The organism is Pseudomonas mosselii (assembly GCF_003205295.1).
Classification (GTDB): Bacteria; Pseudomonadota; Gammaproteobacteria; order Pseudomonadales; family Pseudomonadaceae; genus Aquipseudomonas; species Aquipseudomonas mosselii_B.
Genome location: NZ_QJRP01000012.1, coordinates 44,787 through 61,194 on the forward strand (window position 1 = coordinate 44,787; position 16,408 = coordinate 61,194).

The window sequence follows — 16,408 nt, forward strand, 5'->3', positions numbered from 1 at the left end:
ACTTCGTATGAATATTTACATTCAGCGCGTATGAATATTTAATCATACGCCCTGTATGTATTATTCACGCCCCACCCAGCGACCGGCAAGCGGGCAGCCTCATGGAGGAAGCAACATGTCCAACCCCTACACCCGATTGTTCATCCCCACCGGGACTCGAGCCTTCACCTTGGCCGGGCTGCTGGCACGCCTGCCCTTACCGATGACCGGGATCGGTATCATCACCCTGCTGGCACAATGGCGCGGCAGCTATGCCCTGGCCGGGGCGGTGGCGGCCTGCTTCGTGCTGACCTACGCCCTGCTGTCGCCGCAGGTCTCGCGCCTGGTGGACCGCCTGGGCCAACGCCGGGTGCTGCCGCTGGCCGGCCTGCTGAGCGTGCTCGGGCTGCTGCTGATGGCGGCCTGCGCCTGGCTGCGCGGCCCCGACTGGCTGCTATTTGTCGCCGCCCTGCTGGCCGGGTGCATGCCCAGCATGTCGGCCATGGTTCGAGCTCGCTGGACGCATCTGTACCGCGGCCAACCGCAACTGCAGACAGCCTATTCGCTGGAAACCGTGCTCGACGAAGCCAGCTTCATCGCCGGGCCACCCCTGGCGGTCGGGCTCAGCGTGGTGTTGTGGCCCCAGGCCGGGTTGCTGGCCGCCGCCGCACTGTTGTTGTTGGGCACGGCGGCACTGACGTTGCAGACCGCCAGCGAACCGCCTCCGGCGCCTGTCGATATCTCACTGGCCAATGACCTGCCGGTGTGGCGGCGCACGGCAGTACGCCAACTGACCTTGCTGATGGTGGCGATGGGCATGATCGTCGGCACGGTGGACATCGTCAGCGTCGCCTTCGCAAGCGAACAAGGGCAGCCAGCCGCCGCCAGCCTGGTGCTGTCGGCCTATGCCGTGGGTTCCTGTGTCTCGGGGCTGCTGTTCGGCGCCCTGCGCTGGCAACTACCGCTGCCCCGCCAGTTGTTGCTCGGGGCACTGGCCACCACGCTCGCGACCCTGCCGTTGCTCATGGTCGGCAACCTCACCCTGCTGGCCGCGGCGGTGCTGCTGGCCGGGGTGTTTTTCGCCCCGACCATGATCGTGGCCATGGCCCTGGTGGAGCGCAGCGTACCGGAGCGCCAGCTGACCGAAGGCCTGACCTGGCTGCTCGCCGGCCTGAATGTCGGCGTGGCCATCGGCGCGGCAGTCGCCGGCCAATGGGTGGACGCCACGACACCGCGCAGCGGCTTCCTGATTGCCGTGGCGGGCGGGTTGCTGGTGCTGCTGGCGGCGCTGGCCGTGGTCGGCCGCCGCAAGGCCTCAGTCGTTCAGACTGCGGCGCAATAAAAAAGGGAGGCCTTGCGGCCTCCCTTCGGGAATTGTCGTCCGTGCTCGGCGCTTGTGGCACCGGCTCACCTCGCGCCGTCTTCTGGACAGTGCGTAGCCCGGGGGCCTGGCGGATCCTGTTGGATGGCTGGCCGCGACCGCCCGCCTAGGGCGCGTCGCCGTGGACTGATGTCCGGGCAGTGATTCTGGTGATAAAGATAGGCCAGATGCCGGGGCAGAGGATTGCGAAGATTGCTCTGATAAATAGCGCTTGCGCAATTTTTCACTCAGGATCGATAATTCGCAGCAATCCGAACAGAAAAGGCCCTTTCCATGAGCAAGCTCGACCGCTACGACCTGAGCATCCTCGCCGAATTGCAGCGCGACGCGCGCATCTCCAACCAGGAACTGGCCGAACGCATCGGCCTGTCGCCCTCCCCATGCTCACGTCGGGTCAAGCAGCTCGAGGACGACGGCTACATCTCGCGCCAGGTAGCCCTGCTGGACCGCAAGAAGCTCGGCCTGAGTCTGACCGCCTATGTGCTGATCGGCATGGACCGGCACACGCCCGAGCGCTTCGAGACCTTCGAGGCGGCGATCCGCAGCCTGCCCCAGGTGCTCGAATGCAGCCTGGTCACCGGGATGGACGCCGACTACCAGCTCAAGGTAGTGGTGCCGGACATGGACCACTACCAGAAGCTGCTGCTGGGCAGCCTGACCCGTATCGAAGGGGTGACCAGCGTGCGCTCGAGCTTCGTGCTCAACCAGGTGCTGGCCAGCACCGAGCTGCCATTGACCCACCTGCGTTGAATCCTTGCGCGTGCGGCGTATGATCGGGGGCTCAATCTGCCTGGAGTGAACCGATGGATCCCGCAGTATTCGAAGAATGGATGATGATCGTCCTGGTCACCGTGCTGATCGCTTTCATGGGCTTCATCGTCTGGGACCTGGCGAAGAAGTCCAAGGCCGGGCGCTTTGGCACGCTGATCCTGTTCTTTGTGCTGGGCCTTGGTGTGCTCGCGTTCATCATCAAGAGCGTGGTGGTGGGGTTTATCGAAGGGGTGTAGCGGCCTGGCAACCCCGCACTTCCTTGTAGGAGCGGCCTTGTGTCGCGAAAGGGCCGCGCAGCGGCCCCAGCATTTTTCGCTTTGACGCTGGGACCTGGGGCTGCCTTGCAGCCCTTTCGCGACACAAGGCCGCTCCTACAGGGTACGTGCATAACTCGAATGTCAAAGCTTCGCCGGCACTTCGCGCCAGCAACCCTGGTCCAGCCCTTCGATCGTCCAGTCGCCGATGCGCACCCGCACCAGGCGCAAGGTCGGCAAGCCCACCGCCGCCGTCATCCGCCGCACCTGGCGATTGCGTCCTTCACGGATCACCAGCTCCAGCCAGGCCGTCGGCACGCTCTTGCGAAAACGCACCGGTGGGTTACGCGGCCAAAGCCCGGGTTCCTCGAGCAAGCGTGCCTCGGCCGGCAGCGTCGGTCCGTCATTGAGTTCAACCCCTTCGCGCAGGCGCTTGAGTTGCTCTTCACTCGGCTCGCCTTCCACCTGAACCCAGTAGGTCTTGGCCAGCTTGTGCTTCGGGTCGGCAATGCGCGCCTGCAGGCGCCCGTCGTTGGTCAGCAGCAGCAGGCCTTCACTGTCGCGGTCCAGGCGTCCGGCCGGGTAGATGCCGGAGATGTCGATGAAATCCTTGAGTGTGGCCCGCCCCTCGCCGTCGCTGAACTGGGTGAGCACATCGAACGGTTTGTTGAACAGGATCAGGCGCGGCTCGGCCGGCGCCGCCTTGGGCTGGCGACGCGGGCCGGTGGGCCGCGCCGCAGGGCGGCGCGGTGTGCTACGGGGTGGCAGGGGCATGGATCCTCAGCGGAACGGCGGCTCATCGAAGCTGCGCAGTTTACGCGAGTGCAGCGAGTTGAGCTCGGTGCGCAACAGGTCGAGGGCGGCGATGCCGATCTTCAGGTGCTGGCTGACCGCGCGGTTGTAGAAGGCGTTGGCCGAGCCCGGCAGCTTGATCTCGCTGTGCAGCGGCTTGTCGGAGACACACAGCAAGGTGCCATACGGCACGCGCAGGCGGTAGCCCTGGGCCGCGATGGTGCCGCTCTCCATGTCCACCGCCACGGCGCGGGACAGGTTGATCAACGGACGTTCCTGGGCCCAGCGCAGCTCCCAGTTGCGGTCGTCGTAGGTGAGCACGGTGCCGGTGCGCAGGCGCTTCTTGAGCTGCTCGCCACGCTCGCCGGTGACCTGCGCGGCCGCCTCCTGCAACGCCAGCTGCACCTCGGCCAGGGCCGGGATCGGGATGTTCGGCGGCACCACGCGGTCAAGGATGCCATCGCGGCGCATGTAGGCGTGGGCCAGTACGTAGTCGCCGATGGTCTGCGACTGGCGCAGGCCGCCGCAGTGGCCGATCATCAGCCAGCAGTGCGGGCGCAGCACCGCCAGGTGGTCGGTGATGTTCTTGGCGTTGGACGGGCCGACGCCGATGTTGACCAGGGTCACGCCATCGCCGTCGGCGGCGATCAGGTGATAGGCCGGCATCTGGTAGCGGTGCCAGACCACGCTGGCGACCAGGGCTTGGGCTTCGCCATTGTCCATGCCCTTCTCGATGATCACGTTGCCCGGCAGGACCATGCGCACGAAGCGTGGGTCCTCGCGCAACTGCTCAAGGCCATGGGCGATGAACTGGTCGACGTAGCGGTGGTAGTTGGTCAGCAGGATCCACGGCTGCATGTGCCGCCAGTCACTGCCGGTGTAGTGCACCAGGCGGCGCAGGGAGAAGTCCACGCGGGCGGCGTCGAACAGCGCCAGCGGCAGGGTCTCGGCGCTTTCCCAGTCGTACAGGCCATCGGCGATGTTGTCGGTGGCCGCTGAAAGGTCGGTGCTGGGGAACACCCGCGCCAGCTGCGCGGCGGTGATGCCGCTGCCGGCCAGTTCGTCGCCCTGGTCGACCACATAGGGGTACGGGATGTTCTGCTCGCTGACGCCGACTGCCACGGTCACGGTGTAGTCATGCATCAACGGGCGCAGTTGCTCGAGCAGGTAGCCACGGAACGCCGCGGGCTGGGTGACGGTGACGCTGTAGGTGCCGTCCACCTGGACCTTGGCGTAGGCGCGGGTGGTGGCGGCGACTTCGCCCTGGCTGGAGTAAGTCAGGCGCAGGGCCGGGTAGCGGAACAGCGCGCGTTCCTCGTCGCCCGGCTCGGTGCGGTCCTTGAGGTAGCGCTTGAGGGCCTGGCTCAAGGCCCCGGTGGCCTGTTCATGCAAGGCCGCCAGACGGTCGACGGCCTGTTCGGGGGTATCAACGACTACAAACGCTTGGCTCACGCTGGGCTTCCTGTCTTATGGAATGCATGACAGCCATCTTGCCTGCGTTGCAGGGCAAATACACCCCCACGAGGGCGTTACCCGGCCCACACCGGCGTGGCCCTGGCCACCAGCGCCTCGACATCCACGCCGCGCGGCAACGCGCCATACACCCGCCCGCCGCCGCCCAGGCGGCTGCCGATGAACGCATCGCTCACCGTGGCGTTACCTGCCTCGAGCAACAGCTTGGCCTGCAGCGCCACGGCGATATCCTCGGTCAGTTGCCGGGCGCGGTACTGGATATCGCCGGTATCGGCGAAGGCGCCCTTGAGGTTGCCGATGAACGCCGCCAGCCGCGGGTCGCCATGGCCATCCCCCAGCTCGCTGAACAGCGCCTCGAGCACGCCCGGCTCCTTCGACAAGGCCCGCAGCACATCCAGGCACTGCACGTTGCCCGAGCCCTCCCAGGTCGAGTTGACCGGCGCCTCGCGGTACAACCTCGGCAGGATGCTGTCCTCGACATAGCCGGCGCCGCCCAGGCACTCGGCGGCCTCGTTGATCATCCCGGGGGCACGCTTGCAGATCCAGTACTTGCCCACGGCCGTGACCAGGCGGGCGAAGTGCGCCTGCTGCGGGTCGTCGAGGCGGTCCAGGGCCTGGCCCATACGCAGGCTCAGGGCCAGGGCGGCCTCGCTCTCCAAGGCCAGGTCGGCGAGCACGTTCTGCATCAGCGGCTGCTCGGCCAGCACGCGCCCGCCAACCTTGCGGTGGGCGCAGTGGTGCGCGGCCTGGGTCAGGGCCTGGCGCATCAGGGCGCTGGAACCGACCATGCAGTCGAAACGGGTCATGGCCACCATCTCGATGATGGTCGGCACGCCGCGCCCCTCCTCGCCGATCATCCAGGCCAGGGCTCCGCGGAACTCCACCTCGCTGGAGGCGTTTGAACAGTTGCCCAGCTTGTTCTTCAGGCGCTGGATGTAGAACTGGTTGCGGTTGTCGTCGGGCCGGTGGCGCGGCAGCAGGAAGCAGCTCAGGCCCTTGTCGGTCTGGGCCAGGGTGAGAAAGGCGTCGCACATGGGCGCCGAACAGAACCACTTGTGGCCCACCAGCTCATAGGGCTGGCCCGGGCCAGGGGTGCCGACCGGGTAGGCGCGGGTGGTATTGGCGCGCACGTCGGTGCCGCCCTGTTTCTCGGTCATGGCCATGCCGATGGTGACACCGGCCTTGTGCCGGTCGCCGACGTTGCGCGGGTCATATTCGCGGGCCAGGACCTTCGGCAGCCAGTAGCCAGCAAGCTCAGGTTGCAACCGCAGGGCCGGCACAGCGGCGAAGGTCATGGTCAGCGGGCAGCCGGTACCGGCTTCGGCCTGGCTGTGCAGATAGGTCATCGAGGCCCGTGCCACATGGGCACCGTCCCGCGGCTCGGCCCAGGGCAGCGAGGGCAGGCCGTGCTCGACGGCGGTACGCATCAGCTGGTGATAGGCGGGGTGGAACTCCACCAGATCGATGCGGTGGCCATAGCGGTCATGGCTGTTGAATTCGGGCTTGTGGGCATTGGCGAGAAAACCTGCGGCCATCAACGGACCGCCGGCCAGGGCACCATAGGCGTCGATCCGCGACTCGGCCCAGCCGGCGCCGAAGCGCCGCGACCACTCCTGCAGGGGCTGGTCGAGGCGATACAGGTTGGCGCCGTCCAGGGACGGCGGTTGGTTGGTGACTTCGTGGGTTTCAGCGAACTGGTGCAGGTTCATTGGCGGCCTCCTGGATCCGTTCATGCCTGGATAACCCAGTGAAGCACCGCAGGCCCTCGAGTCAAAGTGACAAAACGGACTACATGGGGGCGCTTCGCGCCCTGATCGCGGGGCAAGCCCGCTGCGAAGGGTCCGTCAAAAGCGCTCCAGGCCTGATGCGACACGCGCCGGTGGTACCTGCACCTGCGCCACCGCAAGGGCCAGGGTCAGCTCGAAGCGGCTGCCCAGCCCCGGCGTCGACTCATGGGACAGTTGCGCGCCGATCAACTCGCCCAGTTGCCGGCAGATCGACAGGCCGATGCCCAGCCCGCCGTAGCGCCGGGTCATCGAACCGTCCATCTGGAAGAAACGCTGGTACAGCACCGCCTGGTCCAGATCGTCGAAGCCGATGCCGCTGTCACTGACCGTGAGGCTCAGGACCAGGCTGTCCGGCCCGGTACGCCGGCCACGGGCCTGCACGGTGACGCCCCCCTGATGGGTGAACTTCAGCCCGTTGTCCACCAGGCAGGCCAGGCAGCGGGCGAGCTTCTGCGCATCGCCGACCAGGCTGTCGGGCAAGTCGGCGGGGATGTCCAGGCTCAGGTACAGGCCCTTGGCCAGCGCCTGGCTGGCATAACCGGCCCGCAGTTCCTGGAGCAGGCGTCGCAGGCTGAACGCCATGCCCTGGTTGCGCAGGCGCCCGGCCTGCAGCTCGGTGAGGATAAGGATGTCGTCGACCATCGCCATCATGTCCTGGGCCGACCCTGTGGCAGTGCGATGGTACTGGGCCTGCTCGGCGCTCATGGGCAGGGTGTGCAGCAGCTCCAGCGAACCGATCACGCCGTTCATCGGCGTGCGCAACTCATGGGTCACGGTGGCCAGGAACTCGTCCTTGAGCCGGTTGCTGCGCGCCAGTTGCAAGTTAAGTTGCTCCAGGGTGCGCCCGGTCTCGCGCAGGGTCTGTGCCTGCTGCTCACGCAGGCTGTTGATGCGGTCGGCCAGGGCCAGCGACAGCAACGCCACCTCAAGTGCCGAGCCGAGCTGGCTGGCGTACATGGTGATGAACACGTTGGGCAGGTAGCCCAGCACCATCAGCGTGTTGACCAATCCGCCAGCGAGGAAGGCGGTCCAGGCGATGATGAACCAGCGTGCCACGCGCAATCCGTGCCACCAGGCATAGAGCCCGGCGCTGAAGATACTGACGGTGAACAGCAGCGCTAGCACCGTGGCCATGCGCAGCGCCACACCGTAGCGCAGGGTCACCGCCAGCACCATGACCAGCGCGCCGCCGGCCATCAAGCCCTTGAGCAGGCGGTCGAAGCCCCGGCTGAGGCTGCCAAGTTGCAGGAAGTGGCGGGCGAACTGGCAGCCGAACAGCCCGGCGGCACCGATGAACAACGGGGTGGCGGCGTTGGCCCACCATGGGCTGTCCGGCCAGAAATAGGCAATGCCAGCGCCGTTGACCGACACCTGGTAGAGACCGAACGAAGCGATATAAAGGATGTAGTACAGGTAACTGACATCACGCACGCTGAGGTAGATGAACAGGTTGTACACCAGCATCACCAGCAGCACGCCGTAGATCATGCCCAGCACATAAAGCCGGGTGGGCTGGTCTTCCAGGTAGGCCTCGGCCGACCACAATGTCAGCGGTGCCTGGATCGAGCCCTGGCTATGCAGACGCAGGTAGGCGGTGGTCGCCTGGCCGGGCTGCAGCGGCAACTCGAACAGGTAGTTGTTCTGGCGGATCTCCCGGCTGGCATAGGGCAGCGCGTCACCGGTGCGCCGGGCCAGGCGATAGGTGCCCTGCGCGTCCGGCAGGTAGAGTTCCAGGTGATCCAGTGGCGGGTAGGCGAGTTCCAGCAGCCACTGACGTGGCGCGGCCGAAGGGGCGGCGGCATAGGCGAGATCGACCCGCAGCCAGAACACCGAGGTGGAGTAGCCCGCATTGAGCACTTCGTCCTGATGTGCCTGGAAGCGCCCGGCGAACGCCGCAGAGCTGACCTGGGCAATGCTGGCGCTGCCGTCCTGGTCTTCATAGACCTGCATATGGCGGCCCAGCGGCAGGCGCCCGGTGGCGTCGTCGAATTCGACCGCTCCGGCCAGCATGGGCAAGCAGCCCAGAAGCACAATCAGCAAATAGCGCATACAGCCCCAGCATGGCCTGTGCGGTCGCGTCGCGGTTGCCTCCCATCCCTTTGAGACGACGTGATCCGGCAGAACCCATTTATCGAGTTATCCGAGCACTCTAGCATAGCCTCTAGCACTGGCCAGCAGCCACCTAGAATTTTCATTCAGAGGCTCTAGAATGCATGTTTCAGAATATACAACCAGGCCAACCTGACCACTTGATCAGCAATTCTCTCGCCGCGGGCGAACCGCAGAAAAAGGTTTGGTGATAAGCTCGCCGACCATGAATACCTACAGCTCCCGCCCCGTTGTCCTCTGTCTCTCCGGCCACGACCCCAGTGGTGGCGCCGGGCTGCAGGCAGATATCGAAGCCCTGATCGCCCAGGGCTGTCACGCCGCGCCCGCCGTGACCGCCCTGACCGTGCAGGATACCGTCAACGTTTCCGACTTCCGCGTGCTCGACCGCGAGTGGGTCCTGGCCCAGGCCAACGCCGTGCTGGCCGACTCCACGGTGGCTGCGGTGAAGCTGGGCATGCTCGGCTCGATCGAGATGGTCGACACCGTCGCCGAACTGCTCGCCGCCCATCCGCACTTGCCACTGGTCTGCGACCCGGTGCTGCGCGCCGGCGGCGGCGGTCGCCTGGGCAAGGACGAGGTCGGCTACTCGCTGCGCGAACGCCTGCTGCCGCTGGCCACCATTGCCACGCCGAACCTGCCGGAGGCACGTATCCTGGCGGAACTGCCAGAAGGTACTGCAGACGAATGTGCCGAGAAGCTGCTGCCATTCTGTAGACACCTGCTGATCACCGGCGGTCACGGCGACGAGGTGGAAATCCACAACCGCCTGTACAGCCGCGACGGCCAGCAGCACACCTGGATCTGCCAGCGCCTGCCGGGCAGCTACCACGGCTCGGGCTGCACCCTGGCCAGTGCCCTGGCCGGCCGGCTGGCCCTGGGTGAAGATTTGAGCAGCGCCGTGCGCAGCGCCCTGGACTACACCTGGCGGACCCTGCGCGACGCCGAGCAACTGGGCAAGGGCCAGTACGTGCCGCGCCGCCTGCCCCTGGATTTCTGTTCCTGACTCGAGGCCATCCGATGACGCTCCGCGGTCTGTATGCCATCACTGACAGCCAGCTGCTTGCTGGCCGTTTCCTGAGCCATGTCGAGGCAGCACTTGAAGGCGGTGTCTGCCTGCTGCAGTACCGCGACAAGAGCGACGACGCCGGACGTCGCCTGCGCGAAGCCGAGGAGCTGACGAAGCTCTGCGAACGCTACGGCACCCAGTTGATCATCAACGACGACGCCGAACTGGCCGCGCGCCTGGGTGTCGGCGTGCACCTGGGGCAGACCGACGGCCCGCTCACCCCGGCCCGCGCCCTGCTCGGCCGCCAGGCGATCATCGGCTCGACCTGCCACGCCAGCCTCGAACTCGCGCAACAGGCCGCCAGCGAGGGTGCCACCTATGTCGCCTTCGGTCGCTTCTTCAATTCCGTCACCAAACCGGGCGCGCCCGCTGCCAGCGTCGAACTGCTGGAACAGGCCCGCGCCCAGGTCAAGCTGCCGATCGCCGTGATCGGCGGCATCACCCTCGACAACGCCGCCCCGCTGGTCGCCCATGGCGCCGACCTGCTGGCGGTGATCCACGGCCTGTTCGGTGCCGACAGCGCGCAGGAAGTCACCCGCCGCGCCCGCGCCTTCAACGCCCTGTTCGTTTCCTGATTTCGAGAGAAGACTCCATGTCCCGTTCCGAAGCCCTGTTCGCCCAAGCCCAGAAACACATCCCCGGCGGCGTCAACTCGCCGGTGCGCGCCTTCAAGAGCGTCGGCGGCACCCCGCTGTTCTTCAAGCACGCCGAAGGCGCCTACGTCATCGACGAGGACGACAAGCGCTACGTCGACTATGTCGGTTCCTGGGGCCCGATGATTCTCGGCCACGGCCACCCCGACGTGCTGGATGCCGTGCGCCGGCAGCTCGAGCACGGCCTGTCCTACGGTGCGCCGACCGCCATGGAAACCGAGATGGCCGACCTGGTCTGCTCGATCGTGCCGTCGATGGAGATGGTGCGCATGGTCAGCTCCGGCACCGAGGCGACCATGAGCGCCATCCGCCTGGCCCGTGGCTACACCGGCCGCGACGCCATCATCAAGTTCGAGGGCTGCTACCACGGTCACTCCGACAGCCTGCTGGTCAAGGCCGGCTCCGGCCTGCTGACCCAAGGCGTGCCGAGCTCGGCCGGGGTGCCGGCGGACTTCGCCAAGCACACCCTGACCCTGCCGTTCAACGACATCGCCGCCGTCGAGAAAACCCTGGCGGACGTCGGCCAGACCGTCGCCTGCATCATCGTCGAGCCAGTGGCCGGCAACATGAACTGCGTACCGCCGGCGCCGGGCTTCCTCGAAGGCCTGCGCGCGCTGTGCGACAAGCATGGCGTGGTGCTGATCTTCGATGAGGTGATGACCGGCTTCCGTGTGTCGCTGGGCGGCGCCCAGGGCCACTACGGCATCACCCCGGACCTGTCGACCTTCGGCAAGATCGTCGGCGGCGGCATGCCGGTCGGCTGCTTCGGCGGCAAACGCGAAATCATGGGCTGCATCGCCCCGCTGGGCCCGGTCTACCAGGCCGGTACCCTGTCGGGCAACCCGCTGGCGATGGCCGCGGGCCTGACCACCCTGAAGCTGATCAGCCGCCCGGGTTTCCATGACGAGCTGAGCGCCTTCACCAGCCGTATGCTCGATGGCCTGCAACAGCGCGCCGATGCTGCCGGCATCCCGTTCGTCACCACCCAGGCGGGGGCCATGTTCGGCCTGTACTTCAGCGGCGCCGACGACATCGTCACCTTCGACGACGTGATGGCCAGCGACGCCGAGCGCTTCAAGCGCTTCTTCCACCTGATGCTCGACGGCGGCGTGTACCTGGCGCCAAGCGCCTTCGAAGCGGGCTTCACCTCCATCGCCCATGGCGACAAGGAACTGCAGATCACCCTGGATGCAGCCGAGCGGGCGTTCGCCAAGCTGAAGTAAGGGTGTTCCATCGCGGGGCAAGCCCGCTTCCACGCCATAACGGCATGCGTGGGAGCGGGCTTGCCCCGCGATGAGGCCGCCAAAGGCGACAAATGAGCAAAGCGTTAACCCTGTCACACCCTTGCACTGCTCACCGTGTTGTAGAAATTCGAGTAAAACTTTGTAAGGTAGGCGCTGCTTATCCCATAATGTGCCACCAGAGACATTGGCCGTAGCTTTGCAGAGGTAAGTCGATCCCCATGAACCGCACCGGCCGCGCCCTGACCCTGGGCTGCCTGTTGCTTCTTCAGCCCCTGCTGGCCCTGGCGGAGGGCGGTAACTCGTTGCTGATTCCAACGACGGGCCGCTGCACGCTCGATACCGCGCCCGAAGACCTGCCGAACGCACTGAAGGCCTGCGAGCAGACGGCGCAATCCGGGGATGCCGAAGCGCAGTACGAGCTGGGCGAGTTCTATTACAGCGGCACGCCGCGCCATCTCGACAAGGCGCTCAAATGGTTCGAAAAGGCTTCGCTGCAGGGCCAGGGCCAGGCCCAGTACCGCCTGGGCTCGATGTTTTTCCATGGCGAAGGGGTCAAGGCCAATAACGTGCAGGCCTACATTCTGCTCAAGATCGCCGCGGTCAACGGTGCCGAAGACGCCCTGGACATGGCCGACGAAGTCACCGAGCAGATGCCCCGCGACGAGCTCGAGCACGCCACCCAGGTGCTCGGCCAGATCTTCCGCAAGTACCTGCTGGAACTGCAGAACGCCGAAGGCCGCACGCCCTTCTCGCCCCTGCCCTGAGCCGCCCCGGACCCTGCGCGGCCCACCGGCATCATCGTTTCGTCAACTTGCCCTGCCATGATCGACACGCGGATCGGAAGCGTCGCACCGACCCTTGATCGTTTCAGTGCTTTCGCCACTGCCACTCAAGGGTTATTCTTGAGTTCACATTCATTGCCGTCGAGCGGCTAAAAACGACCTTGAACGCACCCATACAACCCCATCGTTTCATCCTCGAGCCCTTCGAGGCCCATCGTTTCGCCAACCTGTGCGGCCAGTTCGACGAGCACCTGCGCCTGATCGAACAACGCCTGGCCATCGAGATCCGCAACCGCGGCAACCAGTTCGAACTGATCGGCGAACCCAAGACCACCTCCGCCGCCGAACAGTTGCTGCGCCGTCTCTATCGCGAGGCCAAGGCCACCGACCTGTCGCCGGAAACGGTCCATCTCTATCTCCAGGAATCGACAGTCGAGACCCTCGAGAACCCGGCGGTCAACGAAGTCAGCGTCTCACTGCGCACACGCAAGGGCAACATCCGCCCGCGCGGCGCCAACCAGCAGCGCTACGTCAAGGAAATCCTGGCCAACGACATCAACTTCGGCATCGGCCCGGCCGGTACCGGCAAGACCTACCTGGCCGTGGCCTGCGCGGTCGATGCGCTGGAGCGCGAACAGGTGCGCCGCATCCTGCTGGTGCGCCCGGCGGTCGAGGCCGGCGAAAAGCTCGGTTTCCTGCCCGGCGACCTCGCCCAGAAGATCGACCCTTACCTGCGCCCACTGTACGACGCGCTCTACGAGATGCTCGGCTTTGAACATGTGGCCAAGCTCATCGAACGCCAGGTGATCGAGATCGCGCCACTGGCCTACATGCGCGGCCGCACCCTGAACAACAGCTTCATCATCCTCGACGAGAGCCAGAACACCACCCTCGAGCAGATGAAGATGTTCCTCACCCGCATCGGCTTCGGCTCGACCGCGGTGATCACCGGCGACATCACCCAGGTCGACCTGCCACGCGGCACCAAGTCGGGGCTGGCCCATGTGATCGAGGTGCTCAAGGACGTCCCAGGTATCAGCTTCACCCATTTCCAGCCCAAGGATGTGGTGCGCCACCCGCTGGTGCAGCGCATCGTCGAGGCCTACGACCGCTTCGACGCCCGTCAGGCCAAGCCCGAGGCACCCGGCAAAGATGCTTGAACTCGACCTGCAACGGGCCACGGACGCCGCTGCCCCCGATGACGCCGCCTTCCGCCGCTGGTGCGAGCTTGCCCTGCGCCAGCGCACCGCCGACTCGGAAATGACCATTCGCCTGGTCGACGAAGCCGAAGGCCGCGAGCTGAACCACACCTTCCGGCACAAGGATTACGCCACCAACGTGCTGTCATTCCCGGCCGACGTGCCCGACGAGCTGCTCGACATCCCGCTGCTGGGCGACCTGGTGATCTGCGTGCCGGTGGTCGAGCGCGAGGCCGCCGAACAAGGCAAGGCCCTCGAGGCACACTGGGCGCACCTGGTCATCCACGGCTGCCTGCACCTGCTCGGCTACGACCACATCGAGGACGATGAGGCCGAGGAGATGGAAGCGCTGGAACGAACATTGCTGGCGGAACTGGGTCATCCGGACCCGTACGCCGACGACGAAACCGAATCAATCACACACTGATACTGCAAGGATCACGAGTAACCGCCATGAGCGAAGACCGATCGAGCAACGGGCAGAAGTCCTGGCTGGGTAAACTGACCCAGGCTTTTGCCCATGAGCCGAAAAACCGCCAGGAGCTCCTCGAGCTGCTGCGCGAAGCCCATCAGAACAAGCTGCTCGACAGCGAAGCGCTGACCATCGTCGAAGGCGCCATCCAGGTCGCTGACCTGCAAGTGCGCGACATCATGGTGCCGCGCTCGCAGATGATCAGCATCAAGGCCAGCCAGTCGCCGCGTGAATTCCTGCCGGCGGTGATCGACGCCGCGCACTCGCGCTACCCGGTGATCGGCGAGAGCCATGACGATGTGCTCGGCATCCTGCTCGCCAAGGACCTGCTGCCGCTGATCCTCAAGGAGAACGGCGACAGCTTCAACATCAAGGACCTGCTGCGCCCGGCCACCTTCGTGCCGGAGTCCAAGCGCCTGAACGTGCTGCTGCGCGAGTTCCGCGCCAACCACAACCACATGGCCATCGTCATCGACGAGTACGGCGGCGTGGCGGGCCTGGTAACCATCGAGGACGTGCTCGAGCAGATCGTCGGCGATATCGAGGACGAGCACGATGTCGAGGAAGACAGCTACATCAAGCCGCTGCCCAGCGGCGACTTCCTGGTCAAGGCGCTGACCCCGATCGAGAACTTCAACGGGTTCTTCGACAGCGAATTCTCCGATGACGAGTTCGACACCGTCGGCGGCCTGGTGATGAGCGCGTTCGGCCATCTGCCCAAGCGCAACGAAACCACCGAGATCGGTGGCTACCGCTTCCGTATTCTCAACGCCGACAGCCGGCGGATACATTTGCTGCGCCTAACCCCGATCAACCGTTAAGGACGAAAATGCGCTGGATCACCCGCCCCGGCTGGCCCGGTAACCTGCTGGCCATGGCGGCCGGCGCTTCCACCCTCCTGGCCCTGGCGCCGTTCGACGTCTGGCCGCTGGCCATCCTGTCCATCGCCCTGTTCTACGCCGGCCTGCGCGAACTGACGCCGCGCCAGGCCCTGGGCCGCGGCTGGTGCTTCGGCTTCGGCCTCTACGGCGCCGGCACCTGGTGGATCTACGTCAGCATGAACACCTACGGCGGCGCCTCGCCGCTGCTGGCGATCGCCCTGCTGCTGGCGTTCTTCGCCTGCCTGGCGTTCTTCTTCGCCTTGCCCGCCTGGCTATGGGCGCGCTGGCTACGCCGCGACGAGGCGCCACTGGCCGATGCCCTGTGTTTCGCCGCCTTGTGGTTGCTGCAGGAGGCCTTCCGCGGCTGGTTCCTCACTGGTTTCCCCTGGCTGTATGCCGGCTACAGCCAGCTCGACGGCCCACTCGCCGGACTCGCCCCGCTGGGCGGCGTCTGGCTGGTGTCCTTCGTCCTGGCCTTGAGCGCCGCCTTGCTGTGCAACCTGTACCGCCTGCGTGAACGCCGTTCGTTCCTGGCCGTTGGCGCGGTGTTGCTGTTGGCGCCGTGGATCCTCGGCCTGGCCCTCAAGGATCATGCCTGGACCCAGCCGGCGGGCGATCCGCTGAAGGTCGCCGCCTTGCAGGGCAATGTCGAACAGGACCTGAAATGGGATCCGGCGCACGTCAATGCGCAACTGGCGCTGTACCGCGACATGAGCTTCAGCTCGAAACCCGTCGACCTGCTGGTCTGGCCGGAAACCGCCGTGCCGGTGCTCAAGGACCAGGCCCAGGGCTACATCGACATGATGGGCACCTTTGCCGCCGAACGGCACTCGGCGCTGATCACCGGGGTACCGGTGCGGCAGATGGTCCACCACCAGCGCCGCTACTACAACGGCATCACCGTGGCCGGCGAAGGCGACGGCACCTATCTCAAGCAGAAGCTGGTGCCGTTCGGCGAGTACGTGCCGCTGCAGGACATGCTGCGCGGCCTGATCGAGTTCTTCAACCTGCCGATGTCGGACTTCGCCCGCGGCCCCGAGGACCAGCCCCTGCTGCAGGCCAAGGGTTACCAGGTGGCACCGTACATCTGCTACGAAGTGGTCTACCCCGAGTTCGCCGCAAGCCTTGCCGCGCGCAGCGACCTGCTGCTGACCATCAGCAACGACACCTGGTTCGGCACCTCGATCGGCCCGCTGCAGCACCTGCAGATGGCCCAGATGCGCGCCCTGGAGGCCGGTCGCTGGATGATCCGCGCCACCAACAACGGCGTGACGGCGCTGATCGATCCGTTCGGCAGGATCACCGCGCAGATCCCGCAGTTCCAGCGGGCCGTGCTGTACGGCGAGGTGGTGCCGATGCAGCAGCTGACGCCTTACCTGCAATGGCGCTCGTGGCCGTTGGCAATTGTCTGCGCATTGTTGCTGGGCTGGGCGCTGCTGGCCGGGCGTATCGCCAAGACCGTCTGACCGACGCCCCCTGTAGGAGCGGCCTTGTGTCGCGAAAGGGCCGCGAAGCGGCCCCGGCGATCTTTGCGTCAACGCTGAAACCCTGGGGCCGCTTTGCGG

Annotated in this window: 15 protein-coding genes; 11 read left to right on the forward strand and 4 right to left on the reverse strand. The window is 65.9% G+C overall.

What is annotated here, in order from left to right:
• The first annotated feature begins 115 nt into the window (after window positions 1-115).
• From DMX06_RS13595 to DMX06_RS13605, 3 genes are all read left to right on the forward strand, one after another.
• Window positions 116-1,321, forward strand: a complete 1,206-nt coding sequence (locus DMX06_RS13595) for an MFS transporter (protein WP_110737888.1) — start codon at window positions 116-118, stop codon at window positions 1,319-1,321.
• 312 nt (window positions 1,322-1,633) lie between these two features.
• The gene (locus DMX06_RS13600; RefSeq protein WP_011535815.1) at window positions 1,634-2,110 is read left to right on the forward strand and encodes an Lrp/AsnC family transcriptional regulator; all 477 of its coding nucleotides are present in this window, start codon (window positions 1,634-1,636) and stop codon (window positions 2,108-2,110) included.
• A 53-nt stretch (window positions 2,111-2,163) separates the two neighbouring features.
• Window positions 2,164-2,367 (forward strand): DUF2788 domain-containing protein, encoded by a 204-nt coding sequence (locus DMX06_RS13605; RefSeq protein ID WP_110737890.1) that lies wholly within the window; start codon window positions 2,164-2,166, stop codon window positions 2,365-2,367.
• A gap of 162 nt (window positions 2,368-2,529) precedes the next feature.
• Here DMX06_RS13605 and DMX06_RS13610 read toward each other — a convergent pair whose 3' ends face one another.
• The 4 genes from DMX06_RS13610 to DMX06_RS13625 all read right to left on the reverse strand — a co-directional run bounded on the left by DMX06_RS13610 (window position 2,530) and on the right by DMX06_RS13625 (window position 8,486).
• Window positions 2,530-3,159 carry a pseudouridine synthase gene (locus DMX06_RS13610; protein WP_110737892.1) on the reverse strand — a complete coding sequence of 210 codons (630 nt, stop codon included), beginning with the start codon at window positions 3,157-3,159 and terminating at the stop codon, window positions 2,530-2,532.
• A 6-nt stretch (window positions 3,160-3,165) separates the two neighbouring features.
• Window positions 3,166-4,629: an AMP nucleosidase gene (amn, locus tag DMX06_RS13615; protein ID WP_110737894.1), complete on the reverse strand. Its 1,464-nt coding sequence runs from the start codon at window positions 4,627-4,629 to the stop codon at window positions 3,166-3,168.
• A gap of 77 nt (window positions 4,630-4,706) precedes the next feature.
• The gene (locus DMX06_RS13620; protein WP_110737896.1) at window positions 4,707-6,359 is read right to left on the reverse strand and encodes an acyl-CoA dehydrogenase family protein; all 1,653 of its coding nucleotides are present in this window, start codon (window positions 6,357-6,359) and stop codon (window positions 4,707-4,709) included.
• A 135-nt stretch (window positions 6,360-6,494) separates the two neighbouring features.
• Window positions 6,495-8,486: a sensor histidine kinase gene (locus tag DMX06_RS13625; protein WP_110737898.1), complete on the reverse strand. Its 1,992-nt coding sequence runs from the start codon at window positions 8,484-8,486 to the stop codon at window positions 6,495-6,497.
• 265 nt (window positions 8,487-8,751) lie between these two features.
• Between DMX06_RS13625 and DMX06_RS13630 the strand changes: the two genes are divergently transcribed.
• From DMX06_RS13630 to lnt, 8 genes are all read left to right on the forward strand, one after another.
• Window positions 8,752-9,549 carry a hydroxymethylpyrimidine/phosphomethylpyrimidine kinase gene (locus tag DMX06_RS13630; protein ID WP_110737900.1) on the forward strand — a complete coding sequence of 266 codons (798 nt, stop codon included), beginning with the start codon at window positions 8,752-8,754 and terminating at the stop codon, window positions 9,547-9,549.
• 14 nt (window positions 9,550-9,563) lie between these two features.
• Window positions 9,564-10,187: a thiamine phosphate synthase gene (gene thiE, locus DMX06_RS13635; RefSeq protein WP_110737902.1), complete on the forward strand. Its 624-nt coding sequence runs from the start codon at window positions 9,564-9,566 to the stop codon at window positions 10,185-10,187.
• A 17-nt stretch (window positions 10,188-10,204) separates the two neighbouring features.
• Window positions 10,205-11,488, forward strand: coding sequence for a glutamate-1-semialdehyde 2,1-aminomutase (gene hemL, locus DMX06_RS13640; RefSeq protein WP_110737905.1), 1,284 nt, complete (start codon window positions 10,205-10,207; stop codon window positions 11,486-11,488).
• Window positions 11,489-11,727: 239 nt separating this feature from the next.
• Window positions 11,728-12,273: a tetratricopeptide repeat protein gene (locus DMX06_RS13645; RefSeq protein WP_110737907.1), complete on the forward strand. Its 546-nt coding sequence runs from the start codon at window positions 11,728-11,730 to the stop codon at window positions 12,271-12,273.
• Window positions 12,274-12,452: 179 nt separating this feature from the next.
• A complete protein-coding gene (locus DMX06_RS13650) occupies window positions 12,453-13,451 on the forward strand; it encodes a PhoH family protein (RefSeq protein WP_110737909.1) in 999 nt (332 codons plus the stop codon).
• Window positions 13,444-13,917 carry an rRNA maturation RNase YbeY gene (gene ybeY / locus DMX06_RS13655; RefSeq protein ID WP_110737911.1) on the forward strand — a complete coding sequence of 158 codons (474 nt, stop codon included), beginning with the start codon at window positions 13,444-13,446 and terminating at the stop codon, window positions 13,915-13,917. The genes DMX06_RS13650 and ybeY overlap by 8 nt, the downstream gene beginning before the upstream one ends.
• Window positions 13,918-13,943: 26 nt before the next feature.
• Entirely contained in the window at window positions 13,944-14,783 is an 840-nt protein-coding gene (locus tag DMX06_RS13660; RefSeq protein ID WP_050707049.1) for an HlyC/CorC family transporter, read from the forward strand.
• Between the two features lie 8 nt (window positions 14,784-14,791).
• Entirely contained in the window at window positions 14,792-16,309 is a 1,518-nt protein-coding gene (gene lnt, locus DMX06_RS13665) for an apolipoprotein N-acyltransferase (protein WP_110737913.1), read from the forward strand.
• Window positions 16,310-16,408: the final 99 nt, after the last annotated feature.